At 65.0% G+C, this 16,960-nt stretch carries 20 protein-coding genes; 11 read left to right on the top strand and 9 right to left on the bottom strand.

What is annotated here, in order from left to right; translation table 11 throughout:
• The first annotated feature begins 203 nt into the window (after positions 1 to 203).
• The 3 genes from metX to AC0KWY_RS14950 are packed head-to-tail and all read left to right on the top strand — an operon-like array spanning position 204 to position 3,213.
• Complete coding sequence (gene metX, locus AC0KWY_RS14960) at positions 204 to 1,337, top strand: homoserine O-succinyltransferase MetX (RefSeq protein WP_474029737.1); 1,134 nt, start codon at positions 204 to 206, stop codon at positions 1,335 to 1,337.
• The gene (gene metW / locus AC0KWY_RS14955; RefSeq protein WP_474026286.1) at positions 1,334 to 1,945 is read left to right on the top strand and encodes a methionine biosynthesis protein MetW; all 612 of its coding nucleotides are present in this window, start codon (positions 1,334 to 1,336) and stop codon (positions 1,943 to 1,945) included. The genes metX and metW overlap by 4 nt, the downstream gene beginning before the upstream one ends.
• Positions 1,946 to 1,980: 35 nt before the next feature.
• Positions 1,981 to 3,213, top strand: coding sequence for an AmpG family muropeptide MFS transporter (locus tag AC0KWY_RS14950; RefSeq protein ID WP_474026285.1), 1,233 nt, complete (start codon positions 1,981 to 1,983; stop codon positions 3,211 to 3,213).
• Here AC0KWY_RS14950 and AC0KWY_RS14945 read toward each other — a convergent pair.
• The 5 genes from AC0KWY_RS14945 to AC0KWY_RS14925 all read right to left on the bottom strand — a co-directional run bounded on the left by AC0KWY_RS14945 (position 3,197) and on the right by AC0KWY_RS14925 (position 5,363).
• Complete coding sequence (locus tag AC0KWY_RS14945; protein WP_474026284.1) at positions 3,197 to 3,496, bottom strand: hypothetical protein; 300 nt, start codon at positions 3,494 to 3,496, stop codon at positions 3,197 to 3,199. The two genes, AC0KWY_RS14950 and AC0KWY_RS14945, sit on opposite strands and share 17 nt — an antisense overlap.
• A gap of 5 nt (positions 3,497 to 3,501) precedes the next feature.
• Positions 3,502 to 3,786, bottom strand: coding sequence for a YqjK family protein (locus AC0KWY_RS14940; protein ID WP_474026283.1), 285 nt, complete (start codon positions 3,784 to 3,786; stop codon positions 3,502 to 3,504).
• A complete protein-coding gene (locus tag AC0KWY_RS14935) occupies positions 3,783 to 4,184 on the bottom strand; it encodes a phage holin family protein (protein ID WP_474026282.1) in 402 nt (133 codons plus the stop codon). The genes AC0KWY_RS14940 and AC0KWY_RS14935 overlap by 4 nt, the downstream gene beginning before the upstream one ends.
• A gap of 4 nt (positions 4,185 to 4,188) precedes the next feature.
• Positions 4,189 to 4,503: an ElaB/YgaM/YqjD family protein gene (locus tag AC0KWY_RS14930; RefSeq protein ID WP_474026281.1), complete on the bottom strand. Its 315-nt coding sequence runs from the start codon at positions 4,501 to 4,503 to the stop codon at positions 4,189 to 4,191.
• Between the two features lie 62 nt (positions 4,504 to 4,565).
• Positions 4,566 to 5,363: an exodeoxyribonuclease III gene (locus tag AC0KWY_RS14925; protein WP_474026280.1), complete on the bottom strand. Its 798-nt coding sequence runs from the start codon at positions 5,361 to 5,363 to the stop codon at positions 4,566 to 4,568.
• Between the two features lie 42 nt (positions 5,364 to 5,405).
• Between AC0KWY_RS14925 and pyrE the strand changes: the two genes are divergently transcribed.
• Together pyrE and AC0KWY_RS14915 are read left to right on the top strand one after the other, a co-directional pair.
• On the top strand, positions 5,406 to 6,047 hold the full coding sequence (gene pyrE, locus AC0KWY_RS14920) for an orotate phosphoribosyltransferase (protein ID WP_474026279.1): 642 nt from the start codon (positions 5,406 to 5,408) through the stop codon (positions 6,045 to 6,047).
• Positions 6,040 to 6,684: a hypothetical protein gene (locus AC0KWY_RS14915; protein ID WP_474026278.1), complete on the top strand. Its 645-nt coding sequence runs from the start codon at positions 6,040 to 6,042 to the stop codon at positions 6,682 to 6,684. Before pyrE ends, AC0KWY_RS14915 begins: the two co-directional genes overlap by 8 nt.
• On the opposite strand, the gene gatB is transcribed toward AC0KWY_RS14915, so the two are convergent.
• From gatB to gatC, 4 genes are read right to left on the bottom strand one after another with little or no spacing between them, the layout of a single operon-like run.
• Positions 6,650 to 8,101: an Asp-tRNA(Asn)/Glu-tRNA(Gln) amidotransferase subunit GatB gene (gene gatB, locus AC0KWY_RS14910; RefSeq protein WP_474026277.1), complete on the bottom strand. Its 1,452-nt coding sequence runs from the start codon at positions 8,099 to 8,101 to the stop codon at positions 6,650 to 6,652. The two genes, AC0KWY_RS14915 and gatB, sit on opposite strands and share 35 nt — an antisense overlap.
• Before the next feature lie 12 nt (positions 8,102 to 8,113).
• Entirely contained in the window at positions 8,114 to 8,647 is a 534-nt protein-coding gene (locus AC0KWY_RS14905) for a hypothetical protein (RefSeq protein ID WP_474026276.1), read from the bottom strand.
• Positions 8,644 to 10,101 carry an Asp-tRNA(Asn)/Glu-tRNA(Gln) amidotransferase subunit GatA gene (gene gatA / locus AC0KWY_RS14900; RefSeq protein WP_474026275.1) on the bottom strand — a complete coding sequence of 486 codons (1,458 nt, stop codon included), beginning with the start codon at positions 10,099 to 10,101 and terminating at the stop codon, positions 8,644 to 8,646. The genes AC0KWY_RS14905 and gatA overlap by 4 nt, the downstream gene beginning before the upstream one ends.
• A complete protein-coding gene (gene gatC / locus AC0KWY_RS14895) occupies positions 10,098 to 10,385 on the bottom strand; it encodes an Asp-tRNA(Asn)/Glu-tRNA(Gln) amidotransferase subunit GatC (protein WP_474026274.1) in 288 nt (95 codons plus the stop codon). The genes gatA and gatC overlap by 4 nt, the downstream gene beginning before the upstream one ends.
• A gap of 105 nt (positions 10,386 to 10,490) precedes the next feature.
• Between gatC and AC0KWY_RS14890 the strand changes: the two genes are divergently transcribed.
• Genes AC0KWY_RS14890 through AC0KWY_RS14865 form a run of 6 tightly spaced genes read left to right on the top strand, consistent with a single transcriptional unit; the run spans position 10,491 to position 16,956 of the window.
• Positions 10,491 to 11,534, top strand: coding sequence for a rod shape-determining protein (locus tag AC0KWY_RS14890; RefSeq protein WP_374325816.1), 1,044 nt, complete (start codon positions 10,491 to 10,493; stop codon positions 11,532 to 11,534).
• A 31-nt stretch (positions 11,535 to 11,565) separates the two neighbouring features.
• The gene (gene mreC, locus AC0KWY_RS14885; RefSeq protein WP_474026273.1) at positions 11,566 to 12,480 is read left to right on the top strand and encodes a rod shape-determining protein MreC; all 915 of its coding nucleotides are present in this window, start codon (positions 11,566 to 11,568) and stop codon (positions 12,478 to 12,480) included.
• Complete coding sequence (mreD, locus tag AC0KWY_RS14880; protein ID WP_416694780.1) at positions 12,480 to 13,001, top strand: rod shape-determining protein MreD; 522 nt, start codon at positions 12,480 to 12,482, stop codon at positions 12,999 to 13,001. Before mreC ends, mreD begins: the two co-directional genes overlap by 1 nt.
• Before the next feature lie 10 nt (positions 13,002 to 13,011).
• Positions 13,012 to 14,931: a penicillin-binding protein 2 gene (gene mrdA, locus AC0KWY_RS14875; protein WP_474026272.1), complete on the top strand. Its 1,920-nt coding sequence runs from the start codon at positions 13,012 to 13,014 to the stop codon at positions 14,929 to 14,931.
• 4 nt (positions 14,932 to 14,935) lie between these two features.
• Positions 14,936 to 16,039, top strand: coding sequence for a rod shape-determining protein RodA (rodA, locus tag AC0KWY_RS14870; RefSeq protein ID WP_474026271.1), 1,104 nt, complete (start codon positions 14,936 to 14,938; stop codon positions 16,037 to 16,039).
• Complete coding sequence (locus tag AC0KWY_RS14865) at positions 16,036 to 16,956, top strand: septal ring lytic transglycosylase RlpA family protein (RefSeq protein ID WP_474026270.1); 921 nt, start codon at positions 16,036 to 16,038, stop codon at positions 16,954 to 16,956. The genes rodA and AC0KWY_RS14865 overlap by 4 nt, the downstream gene beginning before the upstream one ends.
• Positions 16,957 to 16,960 lie beyond the last annotated feature (4 nt).

Here is a 16,960-nt window from a genome sequence, read left to right as displayed (position 1 = left end):
GGGGCCGATGAAGCAATCCTGGCGCCGGCTGATGACTGCAAACCGCCTGAATTGACATTTCCCGGGGGGCTGGTTATCTTCTTCCTGCCGAAATCATCCGGCAGCGCCGATTTGTACTCTGATTGCGGGCGCTCAAAAATGCAGCTAAAACGGGAACCGCCCAGTTCGCGTTTCGGCCAACTGGGTTTTTTGTTTTCGGGAGCATCATGCCGGGACAGTCCGTCGGCGTCGTCGAGGCGCAACGCATCCATTTCAGCGAACCGCTGCCTCTGCGCAGCGGCGGCGTCCTGCCGTCCTACGACCTTGCCGTCGAGACCTACGGCACGCTGAATGCCGCAAAATCGAACGCCATCCTGGTCTGTCATGCGCTCTCCGGCCACCACCATGTCGCCGGTCATTACGCCGACCAGCCGCAGAACGTCGGCTGGTGGGACAACATCATCGGCCCGGGGCGGCCGCTGGATACCGACAAATTCTTCATCGTCGGCCTCAACAACCTCGGGGGCTGCCACGGCTCAACCGGTCCGTCGTCGATCAACCCGGCCACCGGCAAGCCCTGGGGCGCCGATTTCCCGATCGTCGCGGTCAGCGACTGGGTCAATGCCCAGGCGCGCCTTGCCGACGTCTTCGGCATCGACCGCTGGGCAGCGGTGATGGGCGGCAGTCTGGGCGGCATGCAGGCGCTGCGGTGGACCATTTCCTACCCGGAACGGGTGCGCAACGCGCTGATCATCGCTTCGGCGCCGAAGCTGACCGCGCAGAACATCGCCTTCAACGACGTCGCCCGCCAGGCCATCCTGACCGACCCCGATTTTCACGGCGGCCACTTCTACGAACACGGCACGCGGCCGGTACGCGGCCTGCGCCTGGCGCGCATGCTCGGCCACATCACCTATCTATCCGATGACCAGATGGGCGAGAAATTCGGCCGCGAACTGCGTAACAGCTCGTTTTCCTTCGACTACGACGTCGAGTTCGAGGTCGAATCCTACCTGCGCTACCAGGGCGACAAATTCGCCGGCTACTTCGACGCCAACACCTACCTGTTGATGACCAAGGCGCTCGACTACTTCGACCCGGCACGCCTCGACGACGGCGACCTGGTCAGAACAATGGCGCGCACGCATCGCGACACCAATTTCTTCGTCGCCTCGTTCACCACCGACTGGCGCTTCTCGCCGGCCCGCTCCCGGGAAATCGTCGCGGCGCTGCTGGCCAACGGGCGCAAGGTTTCCTACGCCGAGATCGACCTCAATTTCGGCCACGACTCCTTCCTGATGGAAGATCCGCAGTACCACGGCCTGGTCGCCGCCTTCCTGGGGAACATCAAGCCATGACCCACACGCTCGGACGCCCCGACTTCGACGTCATCGCCGCCTGGGTCGAACCCGGTCACCGGGTGCTCGACCTTGGCTGCGGCGACGGCGCCCTGCTCAAGCACCTGATCGACACCCGCAACGTGCACGGCTGGGGCGTCGATATCGAAGACGCCAACGTGCTGGCGGCGATGCGCAACGGCATCAACGTGATCCAGAGCAACCTCGAAAACGGCCTCAAGGATTTCGCCGACGACGCCTTCGACCACGTCGTGCTGTCGCGCACCCTGCAGACGGTGCGCCACACCGAGGGCATCCTGCGGGAAATGCTGCGCGTCGGCCGCGAAGCGGTCGTTTCCTTCCCCAACTTCGCCTACTGGCGCAACCTGCGTTCGGTGCTCGACGGCCGCATGCCGGTCTCGGAAGACCTGCCATACCAGTGGTACGACTCGCCCAACGTGCGCTTCTTCACCTTGCTCGATTTCGAGGCGCTGTGCGAACAGATGGGCTTGATCATCGTCGAGCGCCGCGTGCTCGACGAAGCCGGGGAGATCGTCCAGGCCGACACGGCCCGCGACCTGAACTTCCTCGGCAGCCTCGCCGTCTACCGCCTGACCCGCCCGCACTGATGCCCGCCTGGCTGGCCGCGTTGTGGAACAGGCGGATGCTGATCTGCATCTTCACCGGTTTCGCCTCCGGATTGCCGCTCTACCTGCTGCTCAACCTGGTACCCGCCTGGTTGAAGACGGAGGGGCTGTCGCTGCGCACCATCGGCGCCTTCGCGCTGATCCAGTTTCCCTACACCTGGAAGTTCATCTGGGCGCCGCTGCTCGACCGCTACGGCATCCTGCCCTGGCTCGGCCGGCGCCGTAGCTGGATGTTCGTCTCGCAGCTCGGCCTGATCGCGGCGATCGGCTGGCTCGGTCAACTCTCGCCGCGCACCGACCTGATGCTGATCGTCGGCCTGACCGCCCTCCTCGCTTTCCTGTCCGCCACCCAGGACATCGCGCTCGACGCCTTCCGCCGCGAAATCCTGCCCGATGCAGAGCTCGGCCTGGGCAACGCGATCCACGTCAATGCCTACCGCATCGCCGGCCTGGTGCCCGGCTCGCTGTCGCTGATCCTCGCCGATCACCTGCCGTGGAGCCAGGTGTTCATGATCACCGCCGCCTTCATGATCCCCGGCCTGCTGATGACGCTGGCGGTCGGCGAGCCACGCGCCGCCACCGGCACACCGCGCACGCTGCGCGACGCGGTGGTCGAGCCCTTCCGCGAATTTTTCGGCCGGCACGGCGTGCAGTCGGCGCTGCTGGTGCTCGCCTTCCTGTTTTTCTACAAGCTCGGCGACTCGCTGTGCACGGCGCTCGCCACCCCCTTCTATCTGGACATGGGCTACAGCAAGACCGAGATCGGCATCATCGCCAAGAACGCCGGTCTCTGGCCGATGGTCGCCGGCGGCATCCTGGGCGGCATCTGGATGGTCAAACTGGGCATCAACCGCGCCCTGTGGCTGTTCGGCGTCGTCCAGATCGTCACCATACTGGGTTTCGTCTGGATGGCCTGGATCGGCCCCGGCGAATCGACCCCGGCCCGCCTGGCGACGCTGGCCATCGTCATCGCCGGCGAGGCGATCGGCGCCGGCCTCGGCACCACGGCCTTCGTCGCCTTCATGGCAAGAACCACCCACCCGGCCTACACGGCAACCCAACTGGCCCTGTTCACCAGCCTGATGGCGGTGCCGCGCACCTTCATCAACGCCAGCGCCGGCTGGCTGGTCGAAGCACTGGGCTGGACCAGCTTCTTCTGGCTCTGTTTCCTGTTCGCCTTCCCCGGGATGCTCCTGCTGCTGCGCGTCGCCCCCTGGAACGACTCACCGGCGACTAATCCTGCCGGCTGATCCGGCGCCGATCCAGCCACCAGGCGTAGATCGGCAGCAGGACGATCGACCCCGGCAGCAGCAGACCGATCAGGTAAGGCGACAGGTGCGCCAGACGGCGCAGATGCTCGACCAGGATGCGGCGCTCCTCGGCCGTCCAGGGTTCGCCATTGCGCGCCTTCATCAACAAGGGCATCAGGCCACGCGTCGCCATCAGTTCGACGATCACGCGCCGTGCTTCGCGCCGTTGCGAAGACAGCAGTTGCCGGAACCAGCCCGAACTGGTCGCTGCGACAGGCTCCACCACGGTCAGTGCAACAGACTGCGCAGCTTCTGCCAGCCCCGCCAGACGAAGACGCCGCGCGCCGCCCAACGCCAAGCACGGCGCGGACGCAAGACAACAGCCGCAGCGACGGCGGCAAACACCGCCCCCGGGTGCAGCTTGAGCCAGTCAACACCGCGCAACGCGGCATCGCCAGTGGCAAACAGTGGGGCCAGCCCGCGCGCATGCCGGCCCAGGGCCTCCCGCTGGCCAGCGATACGTACGCCGAGAGCGCCGCGGCGAGCGGCCAGCTCAAGCAGCTTCTCGTTCATTCCCGGCGCTGCCCGCGCAATTGCGCGAGGTCGGTGTCGAGTTCGGCGAGGCTGCTGCGGAATAGCTGGCTGGGCGCCCTGACCTGGCGGCGCAGGGCGAGAATCAACACGGCAGCACCGAGGAAGAAGAGCAAGGCGAAGGCGCCAAAGACCAGGACACGCTGCTCCCAGAAGGCCAGGGCGAGGCTGAATACCGCCATGATCACGGCCAGCGTGAGCAGGAAGGCGGCGCCGATGGCCTTCGACCACAGTGCGATGAGCCGGTATTTCTCCTCCTCGATTTCGAGGACGAGCAATTCGGCCCGCGTCCGCCCGATCGACAGCAGCGTCGCGGCACTGTTCTTCAACGCGGCGAAGAGGCTTTCCCGGCCGCCTTCGCCACCTTCGGATCCAGTCATCCGGTTAGCGACGGCCGATCAGCACGCCGAGCGCCAGACCCAGCGCGGCGGCAACGCCGACCGCCTTCCACGGCTGGTCGTGCACGAAGTCGTCGGTAGCGCGAGCCGCTGCCTTGGTCTTGTCGACCAGAGCCTGCTCGAGGTCGAGCATACGGTCCTTGGCGTCGCGCAGGCGGGCACCCAGGCGTTCGCGCAATTCCCCGACCTTCTCGCCGGCCATGCCGGTCGTCGCACGCAGCAGTTCTTCGGTATCGGCGATCACGACCTTCAGGTCCGAAACCAGTTTTTCCTTGTTCGCGGCGGTCATTTGTTCAGACATTGGAAACCTCGTCTTGGAGCGGTTATTCAGGGATTACAGGTTATCCCTTCCGCTGGCGTAAATCAAATCGCATTGCCCGCAAGCTGATAGTCGTAATCGACGATCAGCGGCGCATGGTCGGAAAAACGCTGTTCCTTGTAAACCGAGGCCTGGCGGGCGGTGGCTGCGATCCCCGGGGTGGCGATCTGGTAGTCGATCCGCCAGCCGACGTTCTTGGCCCAGGCCTGCCCGCGATTACTCCACCAGGTGTAGGCCGCTTCGCCGACTTCGGGATAGAGGTGGCGATAGACATCGACCCAGCCAAGTTCGTCGAATACCCGGGTCAACCAAGCGCGCTCTTCCGGCAGGAAACCCGAGTTTTTCTGGTTCGATTTCCAGTTCTTCAGGTCGATCTCGCGATGCGCGATGTTCCAGTCGCCGCACAGCACGATTTCCCGTCCTTCCGCGCGCAACGCCTGCATCTGCGGCAGGAAGAGATCAAGGAAGCGGAACTTCGCTTCCTGGCGCTCGGGCGACGACGAGCCCGACGGCAGGTAAAGGGAGATCACCGACAGGTTGCCGAAATCGACGCGCAGATAGCGCCCTTCGGCATCGAACTCGCCGCCATCGAAGCCTTCGACGACACCACGCGGCGGCGTCCGCGTCCAGATACCGACACCGCTGTAGCCCTTTTTCTCGGCGCAATGATAGAAGGCTTGCATGCCTTCCGGCGCCAGCATCCCCGGCGCCAGGTCGGTGGCTTGCGCCTTGAGCTCCTGGAAGCAGACGACATCCGCCTGTTGCGCAGCCAGCCAGGGTTGGACGTTTTTGCTCCACGCGGAGCGGATGCCATTGAGGTTCAGGGAGATGATGCGTAACATTGCGGGACTCTCGGTCGTATTTCCGACTGACACTGGAGATTTATGGATTTTCGTCAGGAATTCATCGAATTCGCCGTCGCCTGCAAGGTGCTCCGCTTTGGCGAATTCACCACCAAGGCCGGGCGCCAGTCGCCCTACTTCTTCAACGCCGGCCTGTTCAACGACGGCGCGTCGCTCGGACGGCTCGCCGGATTCTACGCGAAAGCGGCCCAGACCGGCGGCGTCGCCTTCGAGATGCTGTTCGGTCCTGCCTACAAGGGCATTCCGCTAGTCGCCGCAATCGCCATCGCCCTCGCTGGCGCCGGCAGCAATTACCCGTTCGCCTTCAACCGCAAGGAAGCCAAGGACCACGGCGAAGGCGGCAATATCGTCGGCGCCCCGCTGGCCGGCCGCGTGCTGATCGTCGATGACGTGATCTCGGCCGGCACCTCGGTCCGCGAATCGGTGGAACTTATCCGCGCCGCCGGTGCCACACCGGCAGGCGTACTGATCGCGCTCGACCGCCAGGAACGCGGTCAAGGCGAACTGTCGGCGGTTCAGGAAGTGCGGCGCGACTATGGCATTCCGGTGGTCGCAGTCGCTGGCCTGCACGACCTGATGACCTATCTTGAGAGCCATCCGGAATTCGACGCGCACCGGGCCGCCGTCGCCCGCTACCGCGAACGCTACGGTGTCGATGCCTAAACTGCCCTTCGCCCTCCTGCTGATCGTACTGAGCGCCCCGAGCTGGGGAGCGGAGGAGTACTACTGCTGCACCGACCCGGGCAACGGTCGCCGCGCCTGCGGCGACACCCTGCCCCCCCAGTGCCGGGGACGCGCCTATCGCGTCTTCGACCGGGCGGGCAATCCAATCCGGGAAGTTGCGGCCGCCATGACGCCGGAGGAAAAAGCGGTCGCTGCTGCCGCCGCCAAGCGCCAGCAGCAGCTCGAGGAGCAGAGACTGGAACGGCGGCGCATGGACGCCGCCCTGCTCTCCACTTACGCCACGCCGGAAGATATCGACATGGCGCAGGACAAGGCGGAAGGCGACGTCAACCTGACCATCCGCGACGCCACCGAGAAGATCACCGAGTTGCAGAAGCGGCAAAGCAAGCTGATGGCTGAAGCCGAGTTCTACAAACGAACGCCGATGCCCCCGGTACTGGCCAGCGACCTGCGCACGGTCAACCATGAAATCCGCCTGCAGCAGGAACTGATCGAGGTCAAACGCAAGGAGCTGGCCAAGATCCACGCCAAGTACGACGGCGACCGCCAGCGCTACTACGAGCTGACCGGCCGCCGCTCGCTCAGCCGGCCAGTTTCTCCTTCAACAGCGCGTTGACCTGCTGCGGGTTGGCCTTGCCCTTGGCCGCCTTCATCACCTGACCGACCAGGGCGTTGAACGCCTTTTCCTTGCCGGCACGGTATTCGGCGACATTGCCCGGGTTGGCGGCAATGACTTCGTCGACCAGCGCGGCGATGGCCCCGCTGTCGGTAATCTGGCGCAGCCCCTGCTTCTCGATCACCTCGTCGGCGCTCGCTCCCTCGCCGTTCCACAATGCCTCGAAAACCTTCTTGGCGATGTTGTTGGAAATGGTGTTGTCGGCGATGCGTTGGATCAAGCCACCCAGTTGCGCGGCGCTGACCGGCGACTCGCCGATCTCGCGGCCTTCCTTGTTGAGGCGGGCGGCCAGGTCGACCATCACCCAGTTGGCGCAGGGCTTGGCGTTGGCGGCGCCGGCAATGCCGACGACGGCTTCGAAATAGGCGGCGATCTCCTGGCTGGCGGTCAGCGTCGTCGCGTCATAGGCGGAGAGGCCGAACTGCGCCATGAAGCGCTGCCGCTTCTGCCCCGGCAATTCCGGCAGCTCACCGCGCACCCGGTCGATCCAGTCAGCCGGGATGAGCAGCGGCAGGAGGTCGGGATCGGGGAAATAGCGGTAGTCGTGCGCGTCTTCCTTGCTGCGCATCATGCGGGTTTCGCCGCTATCCGGGTCGAACAGCACGGTGGCCTGCTGAATGGCGCGGCCTTCCTCGATCTCGTTGATCTGCCACTGCACTTCGAAATCGATCGCTTCCTTGAGAAAACGGAAGGAATTGAGGTTCTTGATCTCGCGCCGGGTACCGTAAGGCGCGCCGGGGCGGCGCACGGAAACGTTGGCGTCGCAGCGGAACGAGCCTTCCTGCATGTTGCCGTCGCAGATGCCAATCCAGCGTACCAGCGCGTGCAGCGCCCGGGCGTAGGCAACAGCCTCGTCGCTTGAGCGCATGTCCGGCTCGGTGACGATTTCGAGCAGCGGCGTGCCGGCGCGGTTGAGGTCGATCCCCGACTTGCCCTGGAAGTCCTCGTGCAGCGACTTGCCGGCGTCCTCTTCGAGATGGGCGCGGGTCAGGTTGACCGTCTTCTCGTAAGCCTTGTCGCCGCTACCGACGGCGACGGTGATCGCCCCGCCCTGCACCACCGGCAGTTCGAACTGGCTGATCTGGTAGCCCTTCGGCAAATCCGGGTAAAAGTAGTTCTTGCGTGCGAACACCGATTTCGGCGCAACCTGGGCGCCGATCGCCAGCCCGAAGCGGATCGCGCATTCGACCGCCTTGCGGTTGAGCACCGGCAGGACGCCGGGCAACGCGAGGTTGACGGCACAGGCCTGGGTGTTGGGCGCGGCGCCGAAGGCGGTGGAGGCGCCGGAGAATATCTTGGAGATGCTCGAGAGCTGGGCATGGGTCTCGATGCCGATTACGACTTCCCACTGGTTCATGGTTTCATCCGTTCAATGACAACGTCCGGTCTTCGCATCGACGATGACCGGCCACAGGTACTGGAACGCCTGACCTTCGCAGGCTTGCGGGCAACTGTTGAAGGCGATCGTCACCTCCTTGCCCTGCTCCCACATGCGCACCGTGCAATCGTTCTGGGTCTTGTGCCGCAGCAGGACCTGCGGCAGCCTGGCATCCTGCTTGAAATCGCTGGAATTGAAACGGCAGGCGCCATGTCCCTTCAGGCTGACCTGGACGTCGAAGGCTTTGACATCGGCCTCCTTGACCAGCAGATTGAGGCGGGTCACGGTGCCGATCGCGTCCTTGTGCGAGCAACGGGAACGCACGTTGAGCGGACGCGTCGGCTGCGGCTTCAGATTGCGCTTGGCCAGGTACTTCAAGGTCGAGTTCTTGAACTCCGGCGATTTCTCGGCACTCGGCGCCGGCGCGGTCGACGCCGGTGTCGTTGCCTCGGGCGTCGGCGCCGGCGGCGTCGCGCAGGCGGCGAGCAAGGCAACCGCCAGGCCCAGAGTCAGACGCCGCTTCATTCGATGCCTGCCGGACGACGCAGATGCCAGTCGGTCGCCTGTTGGAAACGGTGTGCGACATTGAGCAGGCGAGCCTCGCCAAAATAGTTGCCGATCAGTTGCAGACCGACCGGCAGGCCGTCGGCGAAACCGCAGGGAATCGACATGCCGGGCAGGCCGGCAAGGTTGACGGCGACGGTATAGATGTCGGACAGGTACATCTGCACCGGATCGGTAGACTTTTCGCCGAGACGGAAGGCCGTCGATGGCGAAGTCGGCCCGAGGATGACATCGCAGGACGCGAAAGCGGCCGTGAAATCGTCGGCGATCAAGCGGCGGATGCGCTGCGCCTGCAGGTAATAGGCGTCGTAGTAACCGTGCGAGAGGACGTAGGTACCGATCAGGATGCGCCGCTTCACCTCGCCGCCGAAGCCCTGGGCGCGGGTCTTCGCGTACATGTCGTCGAGGCTGCCGTAGTCCGGCGCGCGATAGCCGTAGCGGACGCCGTCGAAGCGGCTCAGGTTGGAACTCGCCTCGGCCGGCGCGATCACGTAGTAAGCCGGCACCGAGAGATGGGAATTGGGCAGCGAGACGTCGACGATGGTCGCGCCGAGCCGCTCGTATTCGCGGATCGCCTCTTGCACCGCCGCCATCACCCCGGCATCGCAACCGGCAGCGAAGAACTCCCGGGGCAGGCCGATGCGCAGGCCGGCCAGCGGTTGTTCGAGGTCACGCGTGTAATCCTCGGTCGGGCGCTCGAGCGACGTCGAATCGCGGGGATCGAAGCCGGCCATCGCGTTGAGCAGCAGCGCGCAGTCTTCGGCCGTGCCGGCCATCGGACCGCCCTGGTCGAGCGACGAGGCGTAGGCAATCATGCCGTAGCGCGAGACGACGCCGTAAGTCGGCTTGAGGCCGGTCAGGTTGCACAGCGCCGCCGGCTGGCGGATCGAGCCGCCGGTATCGGTGCCGGTGGCTGCCGGCGCCAGGCGGGCGGCGATCGCCGCCGCCGAACCGCCGGACGAACCGCCGGGTACCCGCGCGCGATCCCAGGGATTCTTCACCGGCCCGAAATGCGAGCTTTCGTTTGACGAGCCCATCGCGAACTCGTCCATGTTGGTCTTGCCCAGCGAGACCAGGCCGGCCTCGCCATGCATTTTTGCGATCACCGTCGCATCGTAAGGCGCGACGAAGTTGGCGAGCATCTTCGAACCGCAGGTCGTCGTCCAGCCTTCGGCGCAGAAGATGTCCTTCTGGGCGATCGGGATACCGGTCAGCGCACCGCCGCTGCCCACCGCCAGGCGCTGGTCGGCAGCCGCCGCCATGGCCAGTGTCTTCTCCCGGTCGACGGTGATGAAGGCGTTGATCTCGGGATTGAGGCGGGCGATGCGATCGAGGAACAGCGTGCTCAGTTCGACGCTGGAAATTTCCTTCGCCGCCAGCGCCTGCGACAGCTGCTTCAGACTCCTGGTTATCATTCGATCACCTTCGGCACGAGATAGAGACCGGCCTCGGTTTCCGGAGCGACCGCCTGGAAGGCGGCGCGCCGGTCGAATTCGCTGACGACATCGTCGCGCAGGCGCTGGCCGAGATCCTGAGCGTGTGCCATCGGCTCGATACCGCGGGTATCGACCGCCTGCATCTGTTCGATCAGCGCGAAGATGCCGTTGAGGTGGGCTTGCGTGGTCAGTGCCTCGGATTCGCTGACCTCGATGCGGGCGAGATGGGCGATCCGCAGAACCTGTTCAGTAGAGAGCGACATGGCTTGAAAAAGGCTTTTTGCAGCGCACAAAGCCTTATAAACGAAAGCGTTGTAAGGTATCATAAAAGCTTTATCTACCGCACCCCCCAACGCGGAGCTCAACAGATGTTCGGATTCCTCTCCAAGTATTTTTCCAACGACCTTGCCATCGACCTCGGCACGGCCAATACGCTGATTTACGTGCGTGGCCGCTCGATCGTCCTCGATGAGCCGTCGGTCGTTGCGATCCGCCTCGAAGGCGGCCCCAACGCCAAGAAAACCATCCAGGCCGTCGGCCGGGAAGCCAAGGAAATGCTGGGCAAGGCGCCCGGCAGCATCACCGTGATCCGGCCCATGAAAGACGGTGTGATTGCCGACTTCACGGTCACCGAGCAGATGCTCAAGCAGTTCATCAAGAAGGCGCACGACTCCAAGCTCTTCTCGCCCAGCCCGCGCATCATCATCTGCGTGCCGTCCGGCTCGACTCAGGTCGAACGCCGCGCCATCCGCGAATCGGCGCTCGGTGCCGGCGCCAGCCAGGTGTACCTGATCGAGGAGCCGATGGCGGCCGCCATCGGCGCCGGCCTGCCGGTCGCCGAAGCGACCGGTTCGATGGTCGTCGACATCGGCGGCGGCACGACGGAAGTCGGCGTCATCTCGCTCGGCGGCATGGTCTATGCCGGCTCGGTACGCGTCGGTGGCGACAAGCTCGACGAGGCGATCATCAATTACATCAGCCGCAACTACGGCATGATGATCGGCGAGAACACCGCCGAAAACATCAAGAAGAACATCGGCTCCGCCTTCCCGGGCGCCGAGATCAAGGAAATGGAAGTCTCCGGCATCAACAAGGCCGAAGGCATCCCGCGCAAGTTCACGATCTCGTCGAACGAAATCCTCGAAGCGCTGACCGACCCGCTCAACCAGATCATTTCCGCGGTCAAGTCGGCGCTGGAAAAGACGCCGCCCGAACTCGGTGCCGACATCGCCGAGAAGGGCATGGTCCTGACCGGCGGCGGCGCCCTGCTGCGCGACCTCGACCGCCTGCTGATGGAAGAAACCGGCCTGCCGGTGATCGTCGCCGACGAACCGCTGACCTGCGTTGCCCGTGGTTGCGGCATGGCGCTGGAAAAGATGGACAAGCTGGGCAGCATCTTTGCCTCGGACTGACCGGTCAACCACCCGCTTGCAGGACTAAGCGATGGCCGGCTCCGACCACGCACCACCTCCCTTCTTCAAGCGAGGGCCAGCACCGCTGGCCCTTCTGACTTTCTACGTGGCGCTGTCATTGGCGCTGTTTTTTGTCGACCTCCGTTTGCGCAGCCTTGATCTGCTGCGCCAGACCGTCGCCCTGATCACCGACCCGATCCAGCGCATCGCCCAGATGCCGGGCGGCCTGGTCGACAATGCCGGTGACTATCTGCGCGGACTGGACAAGCTGCTCGAGGAAAACCGCAGCCTGAAGCAGGCCCAGTTGCAGACCGCCCCCAACCTGCTGCGCCTGGAGCAGCTGGAAACCGAGAACGACCGCCTGCGCAAACTGCTCGCCGTCAAGGAGCGGGAAAAAGCGCGCGGCGAGGTGGCGCGCATCATGTACACGGCGCGCGATCCCTTCACCCGCCGCATCGTCATCGACAAAGGCCAGCAATCGGGCATCGTCGCCGGCCAGCCGGCGATCGACGAAGCCGGCGTGGTCGGCCAGGTAACCCGGGTCTTCCCCTTCTCCGCCGAAATCACCTTGATCACCGACAAGGACCAGACGGTTCCCGTCCAGGTCGTGCGCAGCGGCCAGCGCTCGGTCGTCTTCGGTCTCGGCAGCGGCGAACTCGAACTGCGCTACATCCCCGCCAACGCCGACATCCGCGAAGGCGACCTGCTCGTCACCTCGGGGCTGGACGGCGTCTACCTGGCCGGTTTCCCGGTGGCCAAGGTGGTCAGCATCGAGCGCGACAATTCCTACGCCTTTGCCCGCATCCGTTGCGCCCCGGTCGCCGCCGTCGAGAACTTCGGCGAAGTCCTGGTCCTCGCCCCGCGCGAATCCCAGCCGCCGCCACCGCCGGATTCACCGGGCCGCGCCGGCAACAGCGGCACGCCGGGCCAAGCGGAAAAGAAATGATGCAACCGACCTTCTCCTCCTCGCGCATCCTGCTGCCGGTCCGCCCCTGGTTCATCGTCGCCAGCCTGTTCGCCGCCCTGCTCGCCAACTTCCTGCCGACCGCCCACTGGCCCGGCATTCCCGATTGGGTCGCCCTAGTCCTCTGTTTCTGGTGCATCCGCGAGACCCGCCGGGTCGGCATGGGCTGGGCCTTTTTCCTCGGCCTGGCGATGGACGTCGCCGACGGCGCGGTCCTCGGCCAGCACTGTTTCGCCTATGTCCTGCTCGCTTATTTCGCCGCCGGCCAGTCGCGGCGCATCCTGTGGTTCCCGCTGGCCCAGCAGGCACTGCAGATTTTTCCGCTACTGCTCGCCTGCCAGGTCATCCAGTTGCTGATGCGCCTGCCGACCGGCGCCGATTTCCCCGGCTGGGGTTACCTGATCGGCCCGCTGAGCGCCACCCTGCTCTGGATTCCCGCCACCTTCCTGTTGCTGCTGCCCCAGTACCAGCCGGTGGAAAGGGACGCCAACCGCCCGCTCTGACCCCCCGACCATGAGCGAATTTCATCACGGAGAACAGGACCCCGACCGTTTCCGGCGTCGGATTCTGTTCGCTGGCGCCTTCGTCCTGACCTGTTTCGTACTGCTGTTCGGCCGCTTTTTCTACCTGCAGATCGTGCAGCACGAGTACTACACCACCCGCGCCGAAAGCAACCGCATTTCGCTGGTCCCGGTGATGCCCAACCGCGGCAACATCATCGACCGCAACGGCGTCATCCTGGCCCGCAACTATTCCGCCTTCACGCTGGAAATCACGCCGTCGAAAACCCTCGGTCTCGAGGAAACCATCGATCGCCTCGGCGAAATCGTCGAAATCCAGCTCAAGGATCGACGCCGTTTCAAGCGCCTGCTCGAGGAATCGAAGAACTTCGAATCGATCCCGATCCGCACCCGCCTCACCGACGAGGAAGTCGCCCGCTTTGCCGCGCAGCGCTATCGCTTCCCTGGCGTCGAGGTGAAGGCCCGGCTGTTCCGGCAGTATCCCGAAAACACGCTGGCCGCCCACGCCATCGGCTACATCAGCCGGATCAACACCAAGGACAAGGAGATGATCGACGCCGGTGGACACGATGCCAACTACAAGGGCACCGAACACATCGGCAAGATCGGTCTGGAAGCCAATTACGAATTCGAACTGCACGGCACGGCAGGCTACGAACAGGTCGAAGTCGACGCCGGCGGCCGGGCCGTGCGCGTCCTCTCGCAAACCGCGCCGATCCCCGGCAACAACCTGGCGCTGACCCTCGACGCCCGCCTGCAGTCGGTGGCCGAACAGGCCTTCGGTGGGCGCCGCGGCGCGCTGACGGCGATCGACCCGAGCAACGGCGCCGTACTCGCGCTCGTCTCTTCGCCGGCTTTCGACCCCAACCTGTTCGTCGACGGCATCCGTTACGACGACTGGGACGAACTGAACAACCACCCGGACAAGCCGCTGCTCAACCGGGCGATCTACTCGACCTACCCGCCCGGTTCGACCTTCAAGCCGCTGATGGCGCTGGCGGCGCTGTCCACCGGCAAGCGCACCCCGAACCAGGCAATCGCCGATCCCGGCTACTTCAATTTCGGCAACCGCCGCTTCATGGACGACAAGGTCGGCGGGCACGGCATGGTCGACATGCACAAATCGATCGTCGTCTCCTGCAACACCTACTACTACACCCTGGCCAACGACATGGGGATCGACAACATCGCCCGTTTCATGGGCGAAATCGGCCTGGGACGACGCACCGAGATCGACATTCCCGGCGAGGCGACCGGCATCCTGCCGTCGCCGGAATGGAAGCAGAAACGCTTCAAGAAGCGCGAGCAGCAGAAGTGGTACTCCGGCGAAACCATCTCGGTCGGCATCGGCCAGGGGTACAACGCCTATTCGACGCTGCACATGGCGCACGCCCTGGCCAACATCGTCAATTACGGCAGGGTCTTCCGCCCGCACCTGGTGCATAGCATCACCAACCCGACCAGCGGCGAAGTCCGCATCGTCGAACCGCAACCGATCCGCCAGGCGCCCCTGAAACCCGAGCACGTCGAGGTGATCAAGCGCGCCATGGCCGGCGTCGTCCGTGAGGGCACCGGCGCCCGCGCCTTCGCCGGCGCCGCCTACGAATCCGGCGGCAAGACCGGGACGGCCCAGGTCTTCAGCCTGAAAGGCGGACAGAAATACATCGCCGGCCAACTCCGCGAACGCCTGCGCGACCACTCCTGGTACGTCGCCTTCGCGCCGGTGGACAAGCCGAAAATCGTCGTCGCCGTAATGGTCGAAAACGGCGGCTTCGGCGCCCAGTCGGCAGCGCCCATCGCCCGCCAGGTGTTCGACTACTACCTGATCGGCAAACTGCCGGGCGGCCCGGCGCCGGAGGTTGATTCCGGCGAAGAAAACGGCGACGACGGCGTCGCGGCGAGCGAGGAATAGCGCAATGAAACTGCTCCGGCGCATCATCCAGAACCTCACGGCACACCTCGACATGCCGCTCTTCCTGATTGTCATGGCGCTGATGACGATCGGCCTGGCGACGATCTACTCCGCCACCGCCAGCGACGGCTTCTGGAAACTGGACCGGCAACTGGTCAACATCGCCGCTTCGACCGCCGTCATGTTCGCCGTCGCCCGTACCCCGCCCCAATCGCTGATGCGCTGGGCGGTACCGCTCTATCTGCTGGGCCTGATCCTGCTCATCGGCGTCGCCCTCTTCGGCATCGTCGTCAACGGCTCGCGGCGCTGGCTGTCGCTCGGCTTCGTGCGCATCCAGCCGTCCGAGATCATGAAGATCGCCATGCCGCTGATGCTTGCCTGGTATTTTCACAAGTACGAATCGATGCTGCGCGCCAAGCACTTCGCCATCGCCAGCGTCATCCTCCTACTGCCGATCGCCCTCATCCTCAAGCAACCCGACCTCGGCACCTCGCTGCTGATCGGCGCCGCCGGCTTCTTCGTCATCTTCTTCGCCGGTCTGCCGTGGAAGGTGATGTTCGGGCTGGCCGCCGCCGCCGGCGCCGCCATGCCCTTCGCCTGGAACATGCTGCACGACTACCAGCGGCGGCGCGTCCTGACCCTGCTCGATCCCAGCTCAGACCCGCTCGGCGCCGGCTACCACATCATCCAGTCCACCATCGCCATCGGTTCCGGCGGCGGCCTCGGCAAGGGCTGGCTCAAGGGGACCCAGACCCACCTCGAGTTCATTCCGGAAAAGCACACCGACTTCATTTTCGCCGTCTTTTCCGAGGAATGGGGCTTGCTCGGCAACGGCATCCTGCTCTTCCTGTTCACGCTGCTGATCGGTCGCGGCCTGATGATCGCCGCCGCCGCGCCGACCCTGTTCTCGCGCCTGCTGGCCAGCGCGCTGACCCTGGTCTTCTTCATCTACGCCTTCGTCAACATGGGCATGGTCTCGGGTATCCTGCCGGTGGTCGGCGTACCGCTGCCCTTCATCAGCTACGGCGGCACCGCGCTGATCACGCTGATGCTGGGCATCGGCATCCTGATGAGCATCCATACCCACCGCATGCTGGTCAAGAAATGAAAGACACCTGGCGCCTGCTCCTTCCCTGCATCCTGCTCGCCGCCTGCGGCAGCACCCCCGAGCCCGCGGCCAGGAATGAGCGGCCGACGGCGAGCGCCAGCCGGCCGGCCCCCCAGCCAGCGCCGAACCGGCGCTGGGGTGGCGGCTATTACAAGGACGACGGCCCCGGCGACGAAATCCCGGAAAATCTCGACCAGACCCCCGACGCGATCCCGCGCTGGGAACCGCTGCACAAGCCGGCGCTGCGCCCCTACGAAGTCTTCGGCACCAGTTATGTGCCGCACACCAGCGTCCGCCCCTACAAGGCCCGCGGCATCGCCAGCTGGTACGGCAAGAAGTTCCACGGCCAGAAGACCTCGATCGGCGAGCCTTACGACATGTTCGCGATGACCGCCGCCCATCCGACCCTGGCCCTGCCCTCCTATGTGCGCGTCAGCAACGTGCAGAACGGCCGCTCGGTGATCGTCCGCGTCATCGACCGCGGCCCGTTCCACGCCAGCCGCATCATCGATCTTTCCTACACCGCCGCTTACAAGCTCGGGCTGGTGAACGGTGGCAGCGGCGAAGTCGAGGTCGAGGCAATCATCCCCGGCCAGGAAACCGCCACCGCCTACGCCCAGGTGGCGCCGCCAGCCGCCCCCAGCGTCGCCGCCACGCCTGCGCCGGCGGTCGAGACCGCCCTGCCGCCCGGGGTTTACCTGCAGCTTGGCGCCTTCGGCAACGCCGACAACGCCGACAACCTGAAACGGCATCTGGAACGAGAATTCGACTGGATCGAGGCAAAGATGCACATCCTGCGCGCCAATGGACTGCACCGCCTGCAACTTGGCCCCTACGCCTCGCGCGCCGCGGCGCAGGTGGTCGCCGAGCGCTTCCGCAGCAGTTTCGGCTACCAGCCGACGATCGTCACCCGCTGAAGCC

Source organism: Azonexus sp. MM2026_4 (assembly GCF_055901855.1).
The sequence above is the reverse complement of the archived record's forward strand: the minus strand, read 5'-3'. Positions and strand labels throughout refer to the sequence as shown.